Below are 14,787 nucleotides of genomic sequence, written 5' to 3'. Positions count from 1 at the left end.
ACAAATTAAGATGATTTAAATCAATTAAATTGTTTTTAAGCAGATTCAATTAATATATTTGTTACTAAATCACCCCCTAAGGTGATTACGTAGTTTATTCCACAGCCTTATTATTAAAACTGAAGAAGGAAATATTATAATAATGAAGCTGAGGTTTAAATGAAGATACGTAATACATTCAAATTAACAGGATTAACGACGGCATTGTTGTGTGCAAGCTTAACTGTGAATGCTGGTCAAATTGTTAGTGGTCCTCAAGGAGCGCCTAGTGCAGCAGATGGTTTTGGTGCTTTTAACTTAGACAATGTAGAAGTTAAAATTATTAATGCTGAAACAGGTGTTGATACAGGTAAGGTTTATACTGAATCAACAGGTGCTTATGATGCAATGGTAGCAGGTGATTCTTTTATCAGTGAAATGTTGGATGAAAACTCTGTAATAACCGGTATTTTACATGGTAAAGATTGGCCATTGGGTGAGCCGTCAGGTGTAAAAGTTGTTAATGATACTTTGGGTAAAACACTTTCGCATAGTCGTCCAGCGAGTTGTTTGTTGAGTACTTCGTATTTTAAATTTGGTGAAGACCCAGATTATACTGGCGCAACACCCGATGACGGATGGTTAGATTCAGCTAATCCTAATCCAACAATGTGTGACAGTCCGTTCCAAACACATAAGCGTTTTAAGGTTGATGCGATTACGCCGACAGAAGCAGAAGTTCAAGCTGATTCAATGGCAGTTTCTAAGCCGATTGACTTAGTGATTAATGTTAATGCTACATCAGGTGAAACAGATATTCGTCGTTACATGGTTTTACAAAAATTAAATAACTACAGTGATAAACGTTTTACAGGTTTTACTGTTGAAGTTGGTTTTGGAGTTGGCGCGGCCTTTAAAACTGTTGCTGAGGCTGATGCGGCTGGTTCAACGGTGAATAATGGTGCAACTAAAAACTTAACATTGTCACTTGGTGTTGGTGAAGATACCGATAAAGATGGCAACCCAGTAGATATGTGGGATCCAGAAGATTTAGCACCATTCTCTGCAGGCTTGTTTGGAACAGCAGATGATCAACATCCGCATGATGGTTTCTTTGACACTCGTCGTGCTGCGTTTAATGTTGCTGTTGATGCTACAGAAACTAAAATCAGTTCTGGGGCTGCATTTCCAAGTAACTACGCCACCATTTTTGGTGATTGGTTACCGTCTAAATGGGAACCAACAGGTATCTTTTATGACGAAGATAAAGACCCTCTAACAGATGGTGTTTTGGTTGCTTTTTGGGGTGAAGATACCGATGGCTCATATAAGTGGTTACAAGGTAATGCAGAAAGCTTTGCACCTGCTACTGATGCCCAACTGTATGCTTGGTCACATAATACAGCAATGCCAGATGGTTCGAGCCAGTACGCAATGGAAACCATTGAGGATGTACTGAACTTAGGGTTAAGTTATATTGTTGATTTGGGTGATGTAACAACATTTCCAGCAACGAATTTTACTATTCGTATGACACCTATTGCTCAAGCGAATGTAGATGCAACAGAACCAGGTTGGATTTCAACGCCTGCAATCGATCCAGGTGATGCAGTTTCTCCTGGATACGTACCTCCAGTAGACACAACAACTTCATCTGGTGGCGGTTCAGCAAGTTCTATGAGTGAGTATGGTGTGGCTTTATTAGCCTTAATCATTCTTGCGCTTGGTGGATGGGTTGTTAGAAAAAAAATGTCTAACTAACCCTGTATTTTAAAAGTTTTTATATAAGACTGATAAAATTGAAAACCCTTGTAAGTTTACTTGCGAGGGTTTTTTTATGCTAACGTTTCATTTATTTTTAGATAATATAAATAGAGGTATTATGCTTTGATTGGATTTTTAATACGCTTTCTAAGCTGGTTAGTTTTTCTCTTTGTGTTATTTTTTATAGAATCATTCTCGCCTTTTTATATCATTCAAACGTTGCAAACAGATTTGACCATTTACTTAACCCAGTTATGGATTAATTCTTTTGATATACCCGTTAAAATGATTGGCAATACCGTGTATTTAGAACATGGTTTTAAAATATGGATTTTAGATCCATGCAACGGACTGATTGCTTTTTTATTGTTTGCTGTTGCTATTGTTGCTTATCCAACAGCTTGGCTTAGTCGTTTAAAGTGGCTAGTGGAAGGGTATGTTTATTTAGTGGTGGTTAATTCTATACGTATTGATTTTGTGATTTATGTCACGATGTTTGATGCTACTTATTTTCACTGTGCACACGACCATATTGGTATGTTGGCAATGGGAACGATGACTTTAGCCATTTTTATATTATTTACATTGCGTGTACAAACATTTAAATATTTACGTCGATTTTACCAAAGACGAAAGCAAAAACATGACCGTAGACATTCCTCTTTTGCTCATGAGTGGCGAGAACCAAGCGAAGAACATAGACACCTTGTTGATAGAAGGCAAAAATCAGATCGTAGAAAATTAGTAAAAAATAATCCCTCAAAGACAGATGAAAAAAAGTAACTTAAGTCTATGTAATGAAGCTTATTTTTACTATAAATGCGCTAAAGCCAGGTGTTTATGCAAACTTAATTGACAGTTTTTTTTTACTCTTGTAGACTCAAACTCAATTAAATTTAACTTGATCTAATCGAGAAACCAAAATGTCTAAAAGTATTGTTGTTGAAAAAACGGACTTTACCTTACCTGTTATTCAAATATTAAACTCAGATATTCAAATCATTCATAAAGAATTAGTTCAATTACAGTCTAATGAGGGCGAAAATTATTCTATACCTTGTGTATTGTCTATTACTGAGTGTTTTGAACCGACATTTTTAGCACGTTTACTTGATATTTTAAGACAATTTAATCTCATTGCTATAGGTCTTAAAACGGAAGATAAAATTTTGTCTGAACAGGCAGATTTTGCAGGCCTGGCTGTTTTTAACAACAATATGAATCAAGCTGATTTATTTGGTGTAAGTAAATCGCTGTCTGTACAGAACTCTTCAAATACTGAAAATATGTCTAGTGGTGATAAGTCACCAAAAATTCATCAAGGTAATGTACGTTTTGGTGAGCAGGTATATGCTGAAGGGTGCGATCTTATTGTGCTGGGTGATATTGAACACGGCGCAGAAGTGATTGCTGATGGTAGTATTTATATAGGCGGTAGCTTAAATGGTAGAGCTTATGCAGGAAACTCGGGCACTATGAATATGGACGCAATTTGTGTGCAAGCGTATGTGTTTGAACCTGAGTTAATTAGTATTGTAGGTTTTTATCAATTAAAAAATGATATATCTGACCATTATTTAGGCTTAAATATTGAAGCTCGTTTTAACCATAATAAATTAGAGTACTCTTTAAAAGAGTAGTATATTTTAGAAATAGGTTGTTTCTATTATTGGTTCCTATAATTGGTTCTTATTTTTTTCATTATTAAATTTGGGTACTAAAAAAGTATAAAACTTGAGATACCAAATTCTAATGTAAAATCCTTTTGTTACATTTTTATTACAAAAATTCTTTTTTTCTCTTTTCAATCTTTGTTTTATCCTTAAGCGATTAAGAAAGCCTCAATCCTTAGGGAAAATATCTCAAATTTATAAAACTTGAAGAGAGCTATCTGGCTATAAAAAACCACTAAAACTCCAATATATTTTTGTCTCTACTTGCTCAATTCTTCCTCAATTTATATGTCACAAAAGTGTCGTGTCTACCTATTTTGTGCTCTGCTAATATTTTCACGAGTTAAATTTGTTAGCCCGCTGGTTGGCGAGTGATTGTTAAATTTATGAAAGGAAGCACAGATGAAAAAGAAAATTATTGCAGGTTTTATTACAGCAGTGGTGTCAACTTCTGCAATGGCTTGGACAGTTGAAGGAACAGGTTCTAGTTTTCAGTACCCAGCTAATAAAGCTTGGGCTGAAGAGTTTTATAATGCTACTGGCAACAAGGTCAATTACTCCCCAACAGGTTCAGGAGCGGGTATTAAATCGGCTGAGGCTGGGCAGGTTGATTTTGGTGGAACCGATAAGCCTTTAAAACCCAGTGAACTGCACAAAAATAAATTAGTTCAATTTCCGATTGCAATTGGTGCAATTACATTTGCTTATAACGTTGACGGAGTTAAAAGTTTAAAACTTTCTGAAAAAGCCATTTCAGGCATTATGTTAGGCAAAATTAAATATTGGGATAATCCGGCTATCAAGGCAGAAAACCCAACGGAAACGCTTCCGCACAAAAAAATTCTATTTGTACATCGTTCTGACTCATCTGGAACAACCTTTGGTTTTACCTACTATTTAGCAAAAATGAATAAGACTTGGCGTTCAAAGTATGGCGCTCAAAAAGAATTAAATTGGCCTATGGAAAATACGATTGCAGGTAAAGGTAATTTTGGTGTGTCTACGGCCATTAAAACAAATGCTAATTCAATTGGTTATGTTGATTATGCCGATGCTGTTTCTAACGGATTACAGATGGCCTCAATTGAAAATAGAGCGCATCAATATGTTGCTCCAACACCAGACGCATTTGCAGAAGGTGCTAAGTATGCAGACTTAAATCCTAAAAAAGATTTTTATGCCAATATTGAGTATCCAAAAGCAGGATATCCAATTATGACAGCCACCTTTGTATTGGTTCCAACAGATAAAGATAAGAAAAACAAAGTTTCTGAATTTTACAACTTTGCTTATAAACACCCTGAAACGGCATCTAAGTTAGGTTATGTGCCATTACCAGAATCAGTTGTTTCTAAAATTGATGCTTATTGGAAAGATAAATCTCTTAACTAATTGCAGACCAAGGTAGTAGAAGGGTTATATTTTTATAACCCTTTATTTTTTATAAAAAATTGATTTTGTAGGTGCCGGAAGTCATTTTTTATAAAAAATACTGGTATTTCATTTTGTATTTCTATTTTAAGCGGTCATCAATAAAGATTAATTTATGGAAAGAATGTTTAAAGCCTTTTCTCAAATGAGTGCAACCTTAGTTTTTGGTGTGCTTGTTGCCACTGTTGTGGTGCTATATTCAATGGCAAAACCCGCAATAGAGGAATTTGGTGCCTATTTTATGGTTGATACTCGTTGGAATGTTGACGTTAATGTGGACAACCCAGAGGTAGAAAATTTAACCCAAATATCCGCCAGTGATAATGATAAATCTGCCAATAAGCTAGCACAAAAAATTGATACATCATCAACGGATACAGATTTAAGTGATGTAGATTTAGATGCCGGAATTGATGAAGATATTCCAATGGACGGTGATATCCCTATTGATGGAGATGGGTTGGATAAAGCTGAAACCAAAACTGTATATGGCGGTGCGGTACCTATTATTGGTACGTTGTTTTCAACGGCTATTGCCATGCTTTTTGCTATTCCTGTTGCGATGGGTATTGCTGTTTTTTTATCAGAGATAGCCAATGAAAAATTAAAAGCTCCTGTAGGTGTTGCTATTGAGCTGTTAGCGGCGATACCCAGTATTATTTATGGCATGTGGGCGTTGTTTTACTTTGGCCCTTTTATATCATCCATTTTTGGAGGTCATAGTGTTTCTCTTTTGGTGGCGGGTTTGGTGCTTGGGGTTATGGTTATTCCATTTATGGCGGCTTTAAGTCGTGATGCCATTAACACTACGCCCGATGTGCTGAAAGAATCGGCTTTTGCGATGGGAGCAACTAAGTTTGACGTAGTAAAAGATATTATTTTTCCGTTTGCAAAAGCGGGCATTATTGGCTCTATTATTATTTCGCTTGGTCGAGCAATGGGTGAAACTATGGCCGTTGCTTTTGTTATTGGCGGGGTTTATAAAATTGCAGAGAGTGTTACTGATCCAACAAATTCTATACCAGTTGTGTTAGCCAATAACTTTGCAGAATCAAGTGGATTAGGTTCGAACACTCTTTTCTATTTGGCATTAATTCTCTTTATTGTTAGTTTTATGATTATTTTTACAGCCAAATATGTTTTTTTAAAGAGAAATAAACGATGAGACTTTTTGTTAATAAACTCTTTATTGTGCTTTCAACTTTTACAGCTCTTTTAGGTTTGATATTTTTAGGTTGGATTATTGTGACTTTGGTAGGTAAGGGGGTTGAATCTCTATCCCCGTACATTTTTACTCATGATCTTATTCACAATGGCATTAGAAATTTAATTTGGGGTCAGTTTGTTATTGCTGGGCTGGCAACACTTATTGGCATGCCAATTGGTTTAATGGCGGGTATTTATTTACAAGAGTATGGCGGGCAATCTCGATATGCAGAACTGATACGTGGTTTAAGTGATGTCATGATGTCTGCTCCTTCTATTGTTATAGGCACGTTTATTTATGCGATTATTGTAATTCCTGTTGGCCATACAAATGGTTGGGCAGGGGTGGCGGCGTTATTTGTAATGATGCTACCCATTGTCGTTAGAACCACTGATGACATGTTAAGTTTAGTGCCTCAAGAATTAAGGGAAGCTGGGTTGGCAATTGGCGCTCCTAAATATCATGTTACTTTGAATATTGTAGTAAGAGCAGCAAAAGTGGGCATTATGACAGGCTTGATTTTAGCTTTTGCACGTATTGTCGGTGAAACAGCGCCTTTGCTTTATACCAGCGGATCAAGTATTTATATGGAAACTGATCTTACGCAAACCTTTCCATCTATGACCGTCTCAATTTATAACCTCGCCACTATGCCAGATGAAAAAATGGTGTCTTTAGCATGGGCTTCGGCGTTAGTTTTAACAGCAATCGTACTGTTTTTAAATTTACTTGGTCGGTATACGATCCATGAAAAACATCATTAAAAAGGGTTAACGTGAAAAATATTGCAAATATTATGGAAATTCAAGATTTTAGTTTTACATACCCTAAAGCTAAAAACCCCTCTTTAAAAAATATTAACTTACCCGTTAAAGAAAATCATATCACAGCATTAATTGGCCCGAGTGGCTGCGGTAAATCAACGCTATTAAGGTCAATGAATCGTATCCATGATCTTTATAAAGGCTGTCAGTACCAAGGTGCAATTAAATTAAAAAATCATGATGATTCAGTATCAAATATTTTGGATATTAAAAAAGAAAATGACTTTATTGCTTTGCGTCAAAAAGTAGGCATGATTTTTCAAAAACCAACGCCGTTTCCTATGACAATTTATGAAAATATTGCCTATGGTTTGCGTTTGTCTGGCATTAAAGATAGAAACGATATTGAAGAAATTATTATTAAATCACTACAAGATGCCGCTTTATGGAATGAAGTGAAAGATAGGTTACATCAAGATGCGCGAAGCTTGTCAGGAGGGCAACAGCAACGTTTGTGTATTACACGTGTTGTAGCGTTAAAACCAGATTTAATGTTATTTGATGAGCCAACTTCAGCTCTGGATCCAATTTCTACTTTGGCCATTGAAGAGATGATTGTGGAACTTAAAAAGAAATACAGTATTGCCATTGTGACCCATAATATGCAGCAGGCTTCCCGTATATCGGATTACACAGGTTTTATGTATTTGGGTGACTTAGTCGAATTTAATGATACAGATACTATGTTTACAAACCCAATAGAGCAACAAACAGAAAATTATATTACTGGCAAGTTTGGTTAATAAAAATGAGTTATAGAAGATGTTAGCTATTATTCGCTTTATAAAAAATAAAACCCTGTATAAAACAGGGCTTTTATTGATTGGATTTATTGTTTAAAAGTTACGATTATATTTTATGAATTTTGACTAAAACACCAAATAAAGGGTGATCTATGTAATGCAGTTCACCATCTTTAATTTTACGTGACTCTTTGAGCTGAAAACTCCAACGAGTGGGGGAATCTGTTACGGGCAGTTTTTCATTTTGTATAAAAGCATCTAATATTTTATTAGGTATTTTGCGATCAAATTCTAAATTAATATCCACATGGGCAAAACGTGTTTTATAGAGTCTAACTGTACCCACCATGTTAGTACCGTAACTATTGCTTTCAACTAATGTTGTTGGGGCTTTTTTATTGGGATAAGCCACTTGTGACCAGGCCTGGTGAAAAAGTACACGATAGCCTCTTTTATTTAGTCTGTTTACTGCACCACCTAACGAGCGACTGCTGTTATTAATCCATAATGGTTTTTGACCATGGGTTGTTACAGCGGTGCTGCCTTGAATATTTGGGTGTTCAATTTCTTCAGGCCAATATTCTTCAGTCCAGCCTTTTAGGGCTAAGCTTTCAAATACCACGACTTCAATAGCGTAGTTATCCGCTTTTGCATGGGCTTGTGTACTTAAAGTGACCAGGCCTGTAAAAAACAGCAGGCTAATAATCTGAGTATTAATCAAAAATGATTGGGTTAATGTTGGCATTTTTTTCATTTGCGACTCTTAATTTTAAAGATTAAGTGATTTGATTATAAGTATCGTACCTTAATCGGTAAGGCTAATGTTTTTTACAATAAGCTCTATAGCAGATATTCTTTGTTCAATATTGGGCATTGTATCTAAAAAGGTGAGTTCAGTTTGCCCTTTTAGTTTAAATTGCTTAGGTTGCGATTGAATTAATGTAATCAATTTTACAGGGTCAATATTGGGTTCATTGTTAAATTGAATACGTATTAAAGATTCACCAGCATCTAGTTTAGTTATGCCAATAGGTTCTATTAACAACTTTATTTTAGTGACTTCAAATAGGTGTTTAACAGAATCGGGAAGTAATCCAAAACGGTCAATCATTTCCACTTCAAGTTCTCGTAAATCAGCCTTTGATTGTGCGCTAGCAATGCGTTTGTAAAACACTAAACGGCTATGAACGTCTGGTAAATAGTCTTCTGGAATTAATGCAGTAACGCCTAAATCAACCTCGCTACCGCTGTGTAAAGTAGTATTGAGTTCAGGTTGTTTGCCAGATTTTAAAGCTTTAACAGCACGTTCTAACAGTTCACTATATAGACCAAAACCAATTTCTTGAATTTGTCCTGATTGGCCATCACCTAAAAGTTCACCTGCACCACGAATTTCTAAATCGTGACTGGCAAGCATAAAGCCAGCGCCTAACGTATCGTGTTTTGCGATGGCGGTTAGCCGTTTTTCGGCATCTTTACTTAACATGGATTTACCTGCGGTAAACATATAAGCATAGGCTTTGTGGTGAGAACGTCCAACACGACCTCGTAATTGGTGTAACTGAGCTAAACCAAATTTGTCGGCACGGTGAATTAAAATGGTATTTGCAGTAGGAATATCAATACCGGTTTCAATTATGGTAGTACAAACCAAAATGTTATAGCGTCGATGGTAGAAGTTTTCCATGACCGATTCAAGTTCACGTTCGTGCATTTGTCCGTGTGCAAAGGTGACTTTGGCTTCGGGTATGAGTTCTTCAATATGTTCAACCATTTGCTCAATGCGATCAACTTGGTTAAATAAAATATAAACTTGACCACCACGACGAATTTCTCGTAATGAAGCTTCCCTGACAACATCATCATTCCACTCTTGTACAAACGTTTGTACAGCCAGGCGTTTAGCGGGAGCCGTAGCTATAATTGATAAATCACGTAAATCATTCATAGCCATATTTAAGGTACGCGGAATTGGGGTAGCGGTCATGGTAAGCACATCCACTTCTGTTCGCATTTTTTTAAGCTGCTCTTTTTGGCGTACCCCAAAGCGATGTTCTTCATCAATAATAATTAAACCAAGATGTTGGTAATCTACACCTTTTTGTATAAGTTTGTGGGTACCAATAATTATGTCAACTTTACCTTCTTTAAGGTCTTCTAGCGTTTGTTTTTGTTGTTTTGGTGTTTGAAAACGAGACAAAACATCAATACGAACGGGCCATTCCGAAAAGCGACTTTTAAAGCTTTCTAAATGCTGGTGTGCCAAAAGGGTGGTAGGTACAAGCATGGCGACTTGTTTACCATCGTAAGCGGCTATAAAGGCCGCACGCATGGCGACTTCGGTTTTACCAAAACCAACATCACCACAAATCAATCTATCCATAGGTAACGCAGAGTGCATATCTTGTATAACGGCTTCAATGGCTTGTTGTTGGTCTGGCGTTTCCTCAAAAGGAAAACTTGAGGCAAATCGTTGATAAGCCTCTTCTGGTGTTTTAAACGCATAACCTGGACGTGCGGCTCTTTGAGCATAAACATCTAACAGTTCAGCGGCCACATCACGTACTCTTTCAGCCGCTTTGCGTTTGGCTTTTTCCCATTTATCACTACCCAGTTTATGTAAAGGAGCAGTTTCTGGTGTAGCACCAGTGTATCGGCTAATTAAATGCAGTGATGAAACAGGTACATACAACTTGGCATCACCAGCATATTCAATCATTAAAAATTCTTTTTTATCGCCTTGGATTTCTAAGGTTTCAAGCCCTAAATAACGCCCAACACCATGGTCGATATGAACAATAGGACTACCTAAATCTAGTTCTATTAGGTTGCTGACAGAAGTATCAAAATCATTGTGTTTACGTTTACGGCGGCGTTTTTGTACCACGGTTTGCCCAAATATTTGGGTCTCTGAGATAACGCTAAATTCTTCTGTATGAATAGAGGTTTCAAATGGACTAACGACAATGCTGTAAGGTTTATTTGATTCTATGGCTTGTTGCCAATTATCGACAATCTCTGGGCGTTGTTGGTATTTAGCCAGTAAGCTTAAAAGGGTTTCACGTCGTCCTGTGGTTTCGGCACTGTAAATGACTTTCTTTTTATAACGGTCCAAAAAGGCAATGAGTTTAGAAAGAGGATATTCGCTTTGTGATTGCACACTTAAATCTGGCAGGGGCAAGGTATTAAACGTGGTTGTGGTTTTATTAGAACAAACAGGTTCAAAAGTTATTCTATGGTACGGTTTTATCTGGCTTAAAAATGCACTAGGTTCAATCAAAATTTCTTTTGGTTTTAGTAACGGAAAATCAGGGTTATGTTGACCTATTTCATATCGTTCGCTGTAATCCATTAGCACATGGTCTAGCGTTTCATTAAGGTTTCCAAAATCAAAAAACTGGCTATTTTTGGGTAAATAATCAAATAAGCTAGCTAACTGTTGATGAAACAAGGGCAAATAATATTCTAAGCCTCCTACCATTTGGGCTTGTGAAACGCTTTTGTAAATTTGAGCTTCTCTAGCGTTATCGCCAAAGTAATCTTTAAAGTTATGTCTAAATAAATCAATGCCTTGCTTAGTAAAGTTAAACTCTTTTGCAGGTAGTAGTTCTATTTTTTCAATCTGGTCTATTGATCGTTGAGTCTCTGGGTCAAAGCTTCGAATGGTTTCGACTTCATCATCAAATAAGTCAATTCTAAATGGGGTTTTGCTGCCCATTGGAAAAAGGTCAATAATAGCGCCACGAATGGCAAATTCACCATGCTCATAAACTTGACCAACACGTTGATAGCTAGCAGATTCTAGTTGTTGACTAAAGGATTCAACATTTAAGGTATCACCTGTTTTAAGTAAAAACGTAAACTGCTGAATATATTCATGTGGCACCACTTTTTGCATTACTGTGGCAATGGGTACAATTAAAATACCTTGTTGCAGGCTAGGTAATCGATATAGGGTTTTTAAACGTTCAGAAACAATGTCTTGATGGGGTGAAAATTGATCGTAGGGCAAGGTTTCCCATTCTGGAAACGTTAATATTTCAATTGAATCATTGACTAAAAAGGCTAAGGTATCTTGAAGTTGATTCGCTATTTGCGAGTTTTCGGTTAATACAATGACCAGGCCTGGTAAATCTTTAGCATAGTTGGCAATCGCTAATGCACTTTCTGATTGGTTAAGCGGAGCCCAATACGAGCGTGTTCCTTTGACGGCGATTTGATCAGTTAGAAGTAGAGAGGCGAGTTTTTTCATGCGTTTAAGAGATTCTTTATCAATTTTTAAGTGCAATATTTTAAACTACTGATATTTTAATACAGATTAAATTTACTTTACTGAGAGGTTAATAGTGGGAAATTGGGCTTTTTCTTGGGTACAAATCATGGCTCATAACAAAATTAAGTTATTGTTATCTTGGGTGTTATTTACTGTATTTATTCTTTTTGGTATGTTTTTTATCGACTTTACCCAACTTAAAAGTGATTTATTTCTGCTTCTTATAAGTCTTTTTGTGATGAGTTTTGTTGTTGGTTACTTGCTTGAATCCATTAAAGTGGGGTTTTTACAGTTAGGATTAAGTCTTTATATTGTGCTAATGACATTTGGGGCTTTGGGTTGGGTTGGGTATCAATTAACGGCTGACTCTATACTGGGCTTGGTGGTGTTAATGACGTTGTTAAGCAGTAATTTGGTACATATTCTCAGTACCTTGTTAAGAGAGATGGCAAGAGGTTTATTTCAATACGATGCCGTTGCAGAAACCTTAAAATTAAATTCAACCCCCATTTTTTTATCTAACCTCACAACGGCACTTGGATTTGTATTTGCCGCATGGTTTGACCCGAGTTATATCGCATTAGCATGGTTGGTGGTTATTGGTGTCACCTTAAGTTATTTAATGACATTAAGTTGGTTACCAATGATTTTATTAAATTGGCTTTTAGAGTTTAGAGTAGGTAATACAGCAGATAGACATGGTTTAACTTTTTTGGCAAGTTGGCTACAAAAAAATCATTTAATGAGAAAGCTGGTTATTGTTTTAGGGGTTGTTTTGGGTATTGTTTTAATTGGTATTAATTGGCAGGTTTTAATACAAATTGAACAAATTTTTTGGTTGGTCGCTACGTTTGTCGTTTTGTTTTGGTTATTTTGGAAAAGCCTATCACTGGCAATTTTAAATGTCATTGTGAACTTTTTTGCCTTATTGGCAGCTGTGTCATTGTTTATGCTTGTAACGGGTGAATCGACTTGGGCGGTGTTGCTATGGATGGTGCCGTTGGGATTAATTGTGGATGATGGTATTCATTTCTTTTCTCGATATGTGAGAGCAAAACAATATATGTTTTCAGATGCAAATTCATCTGTTATTTTTGCTTTGGCAAGTGTAGGCCGACCAATTTGGGTAACATCTTGGGTCCTTTTTTCTGGGTTAATTGTTTTATTGTTTAGTCAGAATTCGATCGTTTTTCAATCGAGTTTATTAACCTTGATATCACTAATATTGGCTACATTTCTCATTTTAACGGTTTTACCAGCCATTTTAATGTCGAGAGAAAATAAAAAAATATAAAAAAACGGCTGATAAGTTATTGTTAACGATTGAATTATTTATCATCTTATTAATTAAGTTGATTTGCCATTGATAAATTTTATTTTCTTTTCTAAGATAATTAGTTCAATATTCTTTTAAAATCACATCTTAGCATTGTCTATCTAGGTAGTATTTTTAAGATAAAACTGATTTGAATTCACAATAAAATATAATAATCAAAGCGAGGCAAAAACATGGCAACAGTTGTTGTAGTTGGATCCAGTACAGGCGGTTTACCAATGTCTTACGATATTCGTAAGCATTTAGATAAAGGACATACTGTCAAAGTCGTTAGTGCGATTGAAGAATTTAATTTTGTACCATCAAACCCATGGGTGGCTGTTGGTTGGAGAAAGCCAGAAGATATTTCTTTTAAGTTAGAGCCGTATTTAACACGAAAGGGTATTGAATTTTACCACCAGGTTTGTACTGGTTTAGATCCAGAAAACAACAATATTACATTAGATGACGGTACAGTAATGGACTACGACTACCTAATTCTATCAACTGGACCTGCTCTTGCTTTTGAAGAAGTGGAAGGTTTTGGCCCTAAGAGCCATGGTGGTAATACCGTATCAGTTTGTACAACGCCACATGCTGCTGAAGCTTATGAACAGTGGGAAGAGTTCTGTAAAGATCCTGGGCCAATTATTGTTGGTGCCGTACAGGGTGCATCTTGTTTTGGTCCTGCTTATGAGTTTGCCATGATTATGGAAACAGATTTACGTAAACGTAAAATTCGTAGTCAAGTTCCTATGACATTTGTAACGGCTGAACCTTATATTGGACACTTAGGTTTAGGTGGTGTAGGTGACTCTAAAGGGTTGATGGAAGCAGAAATGCGTGAACGCCATATTAACTGGATTTGTAATGCTAAGACAACTAAGATTGCTGATGGCATTATGTATATTGATGAGCATAACAATCAAGGTGAAGTGATTGAGAAGCATGAACTACCGTTCAAATACTCAATGATGCTTCCTGCTTTTAAAGGTTCTAAGTTCCTTCAAGAGATGGTTGATGCTGATCCTGAAAAAATGGGTGGTCCTTTAGTAAATCCTCGTGGATTTGTTAAGGTTGATAAATTTAGCCGTAACCCAACTTATCACAATATTTACTCTTTAGGTGTGGGTATTGCTATTCCACCAGTAGACGCTAAATGTCCAGTGCCTTGTGGAACGCCTAAAACAGGTCTTATGATTGAATCAATGGTAACGGCAATCTGTCATAACATTATGTCAGACCTAGAGGGTAAAGAGGTTTCTGAAGAGCCTACTTGGAACACTGTATGTCTTGCAGATATGGGTGATACTGGTGCGGCATTTGTTGCTCTACCACAGATTCCTCCTCGTAACTTAACCTGGGCTAAAAAAGGTAAGTGGGTTCACTTAGCTAAAATCGCCTTTGAAAAATACTTTATTCGTAATATGAAGTCTGGTAATTCTGAGCCTATTTATCAGAAGTATATTATGAAAATGCTAGGTATTAACCGTCTAAAATCAGATAAATAAAATCTATTTTTTTCATAAAAAACGATCTTTGTACGACTGAATTTAGAAATATAAAGATCACATAAAA

11 protein-coding genes are annotated in these 14,787 nt (G+C 36.2%); 9 read left to right on the top strand and 2 right to left on the bottom strand.

The annotated features are described in order from the left end of the window. Nucleotides 1-159: 159 nt before the first annotated feature. The 7 genes from ACYQ0E_RS07365 to pstB all read left to right on the top strand — a co-directional run bounded on the left by ACYQ0E_RS07365 (nt 160) and on the right by pstB (nt 7,621). The gene (locus tag ACYQ0E_RS07365) at nt 160-1,740 is read left to right on the top strand and encodes a choice-of-anchor F family protein (protein ID WP_460187593.1); all 1,581 of its coding nucleotides are present in this window, start codon (nt 160-162) and stop codon (nt 1,738-1,740) included. Between the two features lie 174 nt (nt 1,741-1,914). Then, the gene (locus ACYQ0E_RS07360; RefSeq protein WP_460187592.1) at nt 1,915-2,526 is read left to right on the top strand and encodes an exosortase/archaeosortase family protein; all 612 of its coding nucleotides are present in this window, start codon (nt 1,915-1,917) and stop codon (nt 2,524-2,526) included. A gap of 140 nt (nt 2,527-2,666) precedes the next feature. Beyond that, the gene (minC, locus tag ACYQ0E_RS07355; protein WP_460187591.1) at nt 2,667-3,383 is read left to right on the top strand and encodes a septum site-determining protein MinC; all 717 of its coding nucleotides are present in this window, start codon (nt 2,667-2,669) and stop codon (nt 3,381-3,383) included. A gap of 435 nt (nt 3,384-3,818) precedes the next feature. Next, nucleotides 3,819-4,808, top strand: coding sequence for a phosphate ABC transporter substrate-binding protein PstS (pstS, locus tag ACYQ0E_RS07350; RefSeq protein WP_460187590.1), 990 nt, complete (start codon nt 3,819-3,821; stop codon nt 4,806-4,808). Nucleotides 4,809-4,962: 154 nt separating this feature from the next. Beyond that, nucleotides 4,963-6,012, top strand: a complete 1,050-nt coding sequence (pstC, locus tag ACYQ0E_RS07345) for a phosphate ABC transporter permease subunit PstC (RefSeq protein WP_460187589.1) — start codon at nt 4,963-4,965, stop codon at nt 6,010-6,012. Next, entirely contained in the window at nt 6,009-6,818 is an 810-nt protein-coding gene (gene pstA / locus ACYQ0E_RS07340) for a phosphate ABC transporter permease PstA (protein WP_460187588.1), read from the top strand. The genes pstC and pstA overlap by 4 nt, the downstream gene beginning before the upstream one ends. Before the next feature lie 11 nt (nt 6,819-6,829). Then, entirely contained in the window at nt 6,830-7,621 is a 792-nt protein-coding gene (gene pstB / locus ACYQ0E_RS07335; protein WP_460187587.1) for a phosphate ABC transporter ATP-binding protein PstB, read from the top strand. Between the two features lie 106 nt (nt 7,622-7,727). On the opposite strand, the gene ACYQ0E_RS07330 is transcribed toward pstB, so the two are convergent. Continuing rightward, complete coding sequence (locus tag ACYQ0E_RS07330) at nt 7,728-8,375, bottom strand: CsiV family protein (protein WP_460187586.1); 648 nt, start codon at nt 8,373-8,375, stop codon at nt 7,728-7,730. 51 nt (nt 8,376-8,426) lie between these two features. After that, a complete protein-coding gene (gene mfd / locus ACYQ0E_RS07325; RefSeq protein WP_460187585.1) occupies nt 8,427-11,909 on the bottom strand; it encodes a transcription-repair coupling factor in 3,483 nt (1,160 codons plus the stop codon). Between the two features lie 91 nt (nt 11,910-12,000). On the opposite strand from mfd, the gene ACYQ0E_RS07320 reads away from it, so the two are divergent. Continuing rightward, a complete protein-coding gene (locus tag ACYQ0E_RS07320; protein WP_460187584.1) occupies nt 12,001-13,188 on the top strand; it encodes an MMPL family transporter in 1,188 nt (395 codons plus the stop codon). Nucleotides 13,189-13,403: 215 nt separating this feature from the next. Next, nucleotides 13,404-14,720, top strand: a complete 1,317-nt coding sequence (locus ACYQ0E_RS07315; RefSeq protein ID WP_460187583.1) for an NAD(P)/FAD-dependent oxidoreductase — start codon at nt 13,404-13,406, stop codon at nt 14,718-14,720. Nucleotides 14,721-14,787: the final 67 nt, after the last annotated feature.

It is taken from the genome of Thiomicrorhabdus hydrogeniphila (assembly GCF_054656895.1).
Note: the sequence above shows the minus strand (reverse complement) of the source record. Positions and strands in the feature narration are given on the sequence as shown.

What these genes read in the sequence shown, in the direction of transcription:
- pstC (WP_460187589.1), top strand. Translation starts at nt 4,963, where the DNA reads ATGGAAAGAATGTTTAAAGCCTTTTCTCAAATGAGTGCAACCTTAGTT.
- pstA (WP_460187588.1), top strand. Translation starts at nt 6,009, where the DNA reads ATGAGACTTTTTGTTAATAAACTCTTTATTGTGCTTTCAACTTTTACA.
- pstS (WP_460187590.1), top strand. Translation starts at nt 3,819, where the DNA reads ATGAAAAAGAAAATTATTGCAGGTTTTATTACAGCAGTGGTGTCAACT.
- ACYQ0E_RS07320 (WP_460187584.1), top strand. Translation starts at nt 12,001, where the DNA reads ATGGCTCATAACAAAATTAAGTTATTGTTATCTTGGGTGTTATTTACT.
- ACYQ0E_RS07365 (WP_460187593.1), top strand. Translation starts at nt 160, where the DNA reads ATGAAGATACGTAATACATTCAAATTAACAGGATTAACGACGGCATTG.
- ACYQ0E_RS07330 (WP_460187586.1), bottom strand. Translation starts at nt 8,375, where the DNA reads ATGAAAAAAATGCCAACATTAACCCAATCATTTTTGATTAATACTCAG.
- ACYQ0E_RS07315 (WP_460187583.1), top strand. Translation starts at nt 13,404, where the DNA reads ATGGCAACAGTTGTTGTAGTTGGATCCAGTACAGGCGGTTTACCAATG.
- minC (WP_460187591.1), top strand. Translation starts at nt 2,667, where the DNA reads ATGTCTAAAAGTATTGTTGTTGAAAAAACGGACTTTACCTTACCTGTT.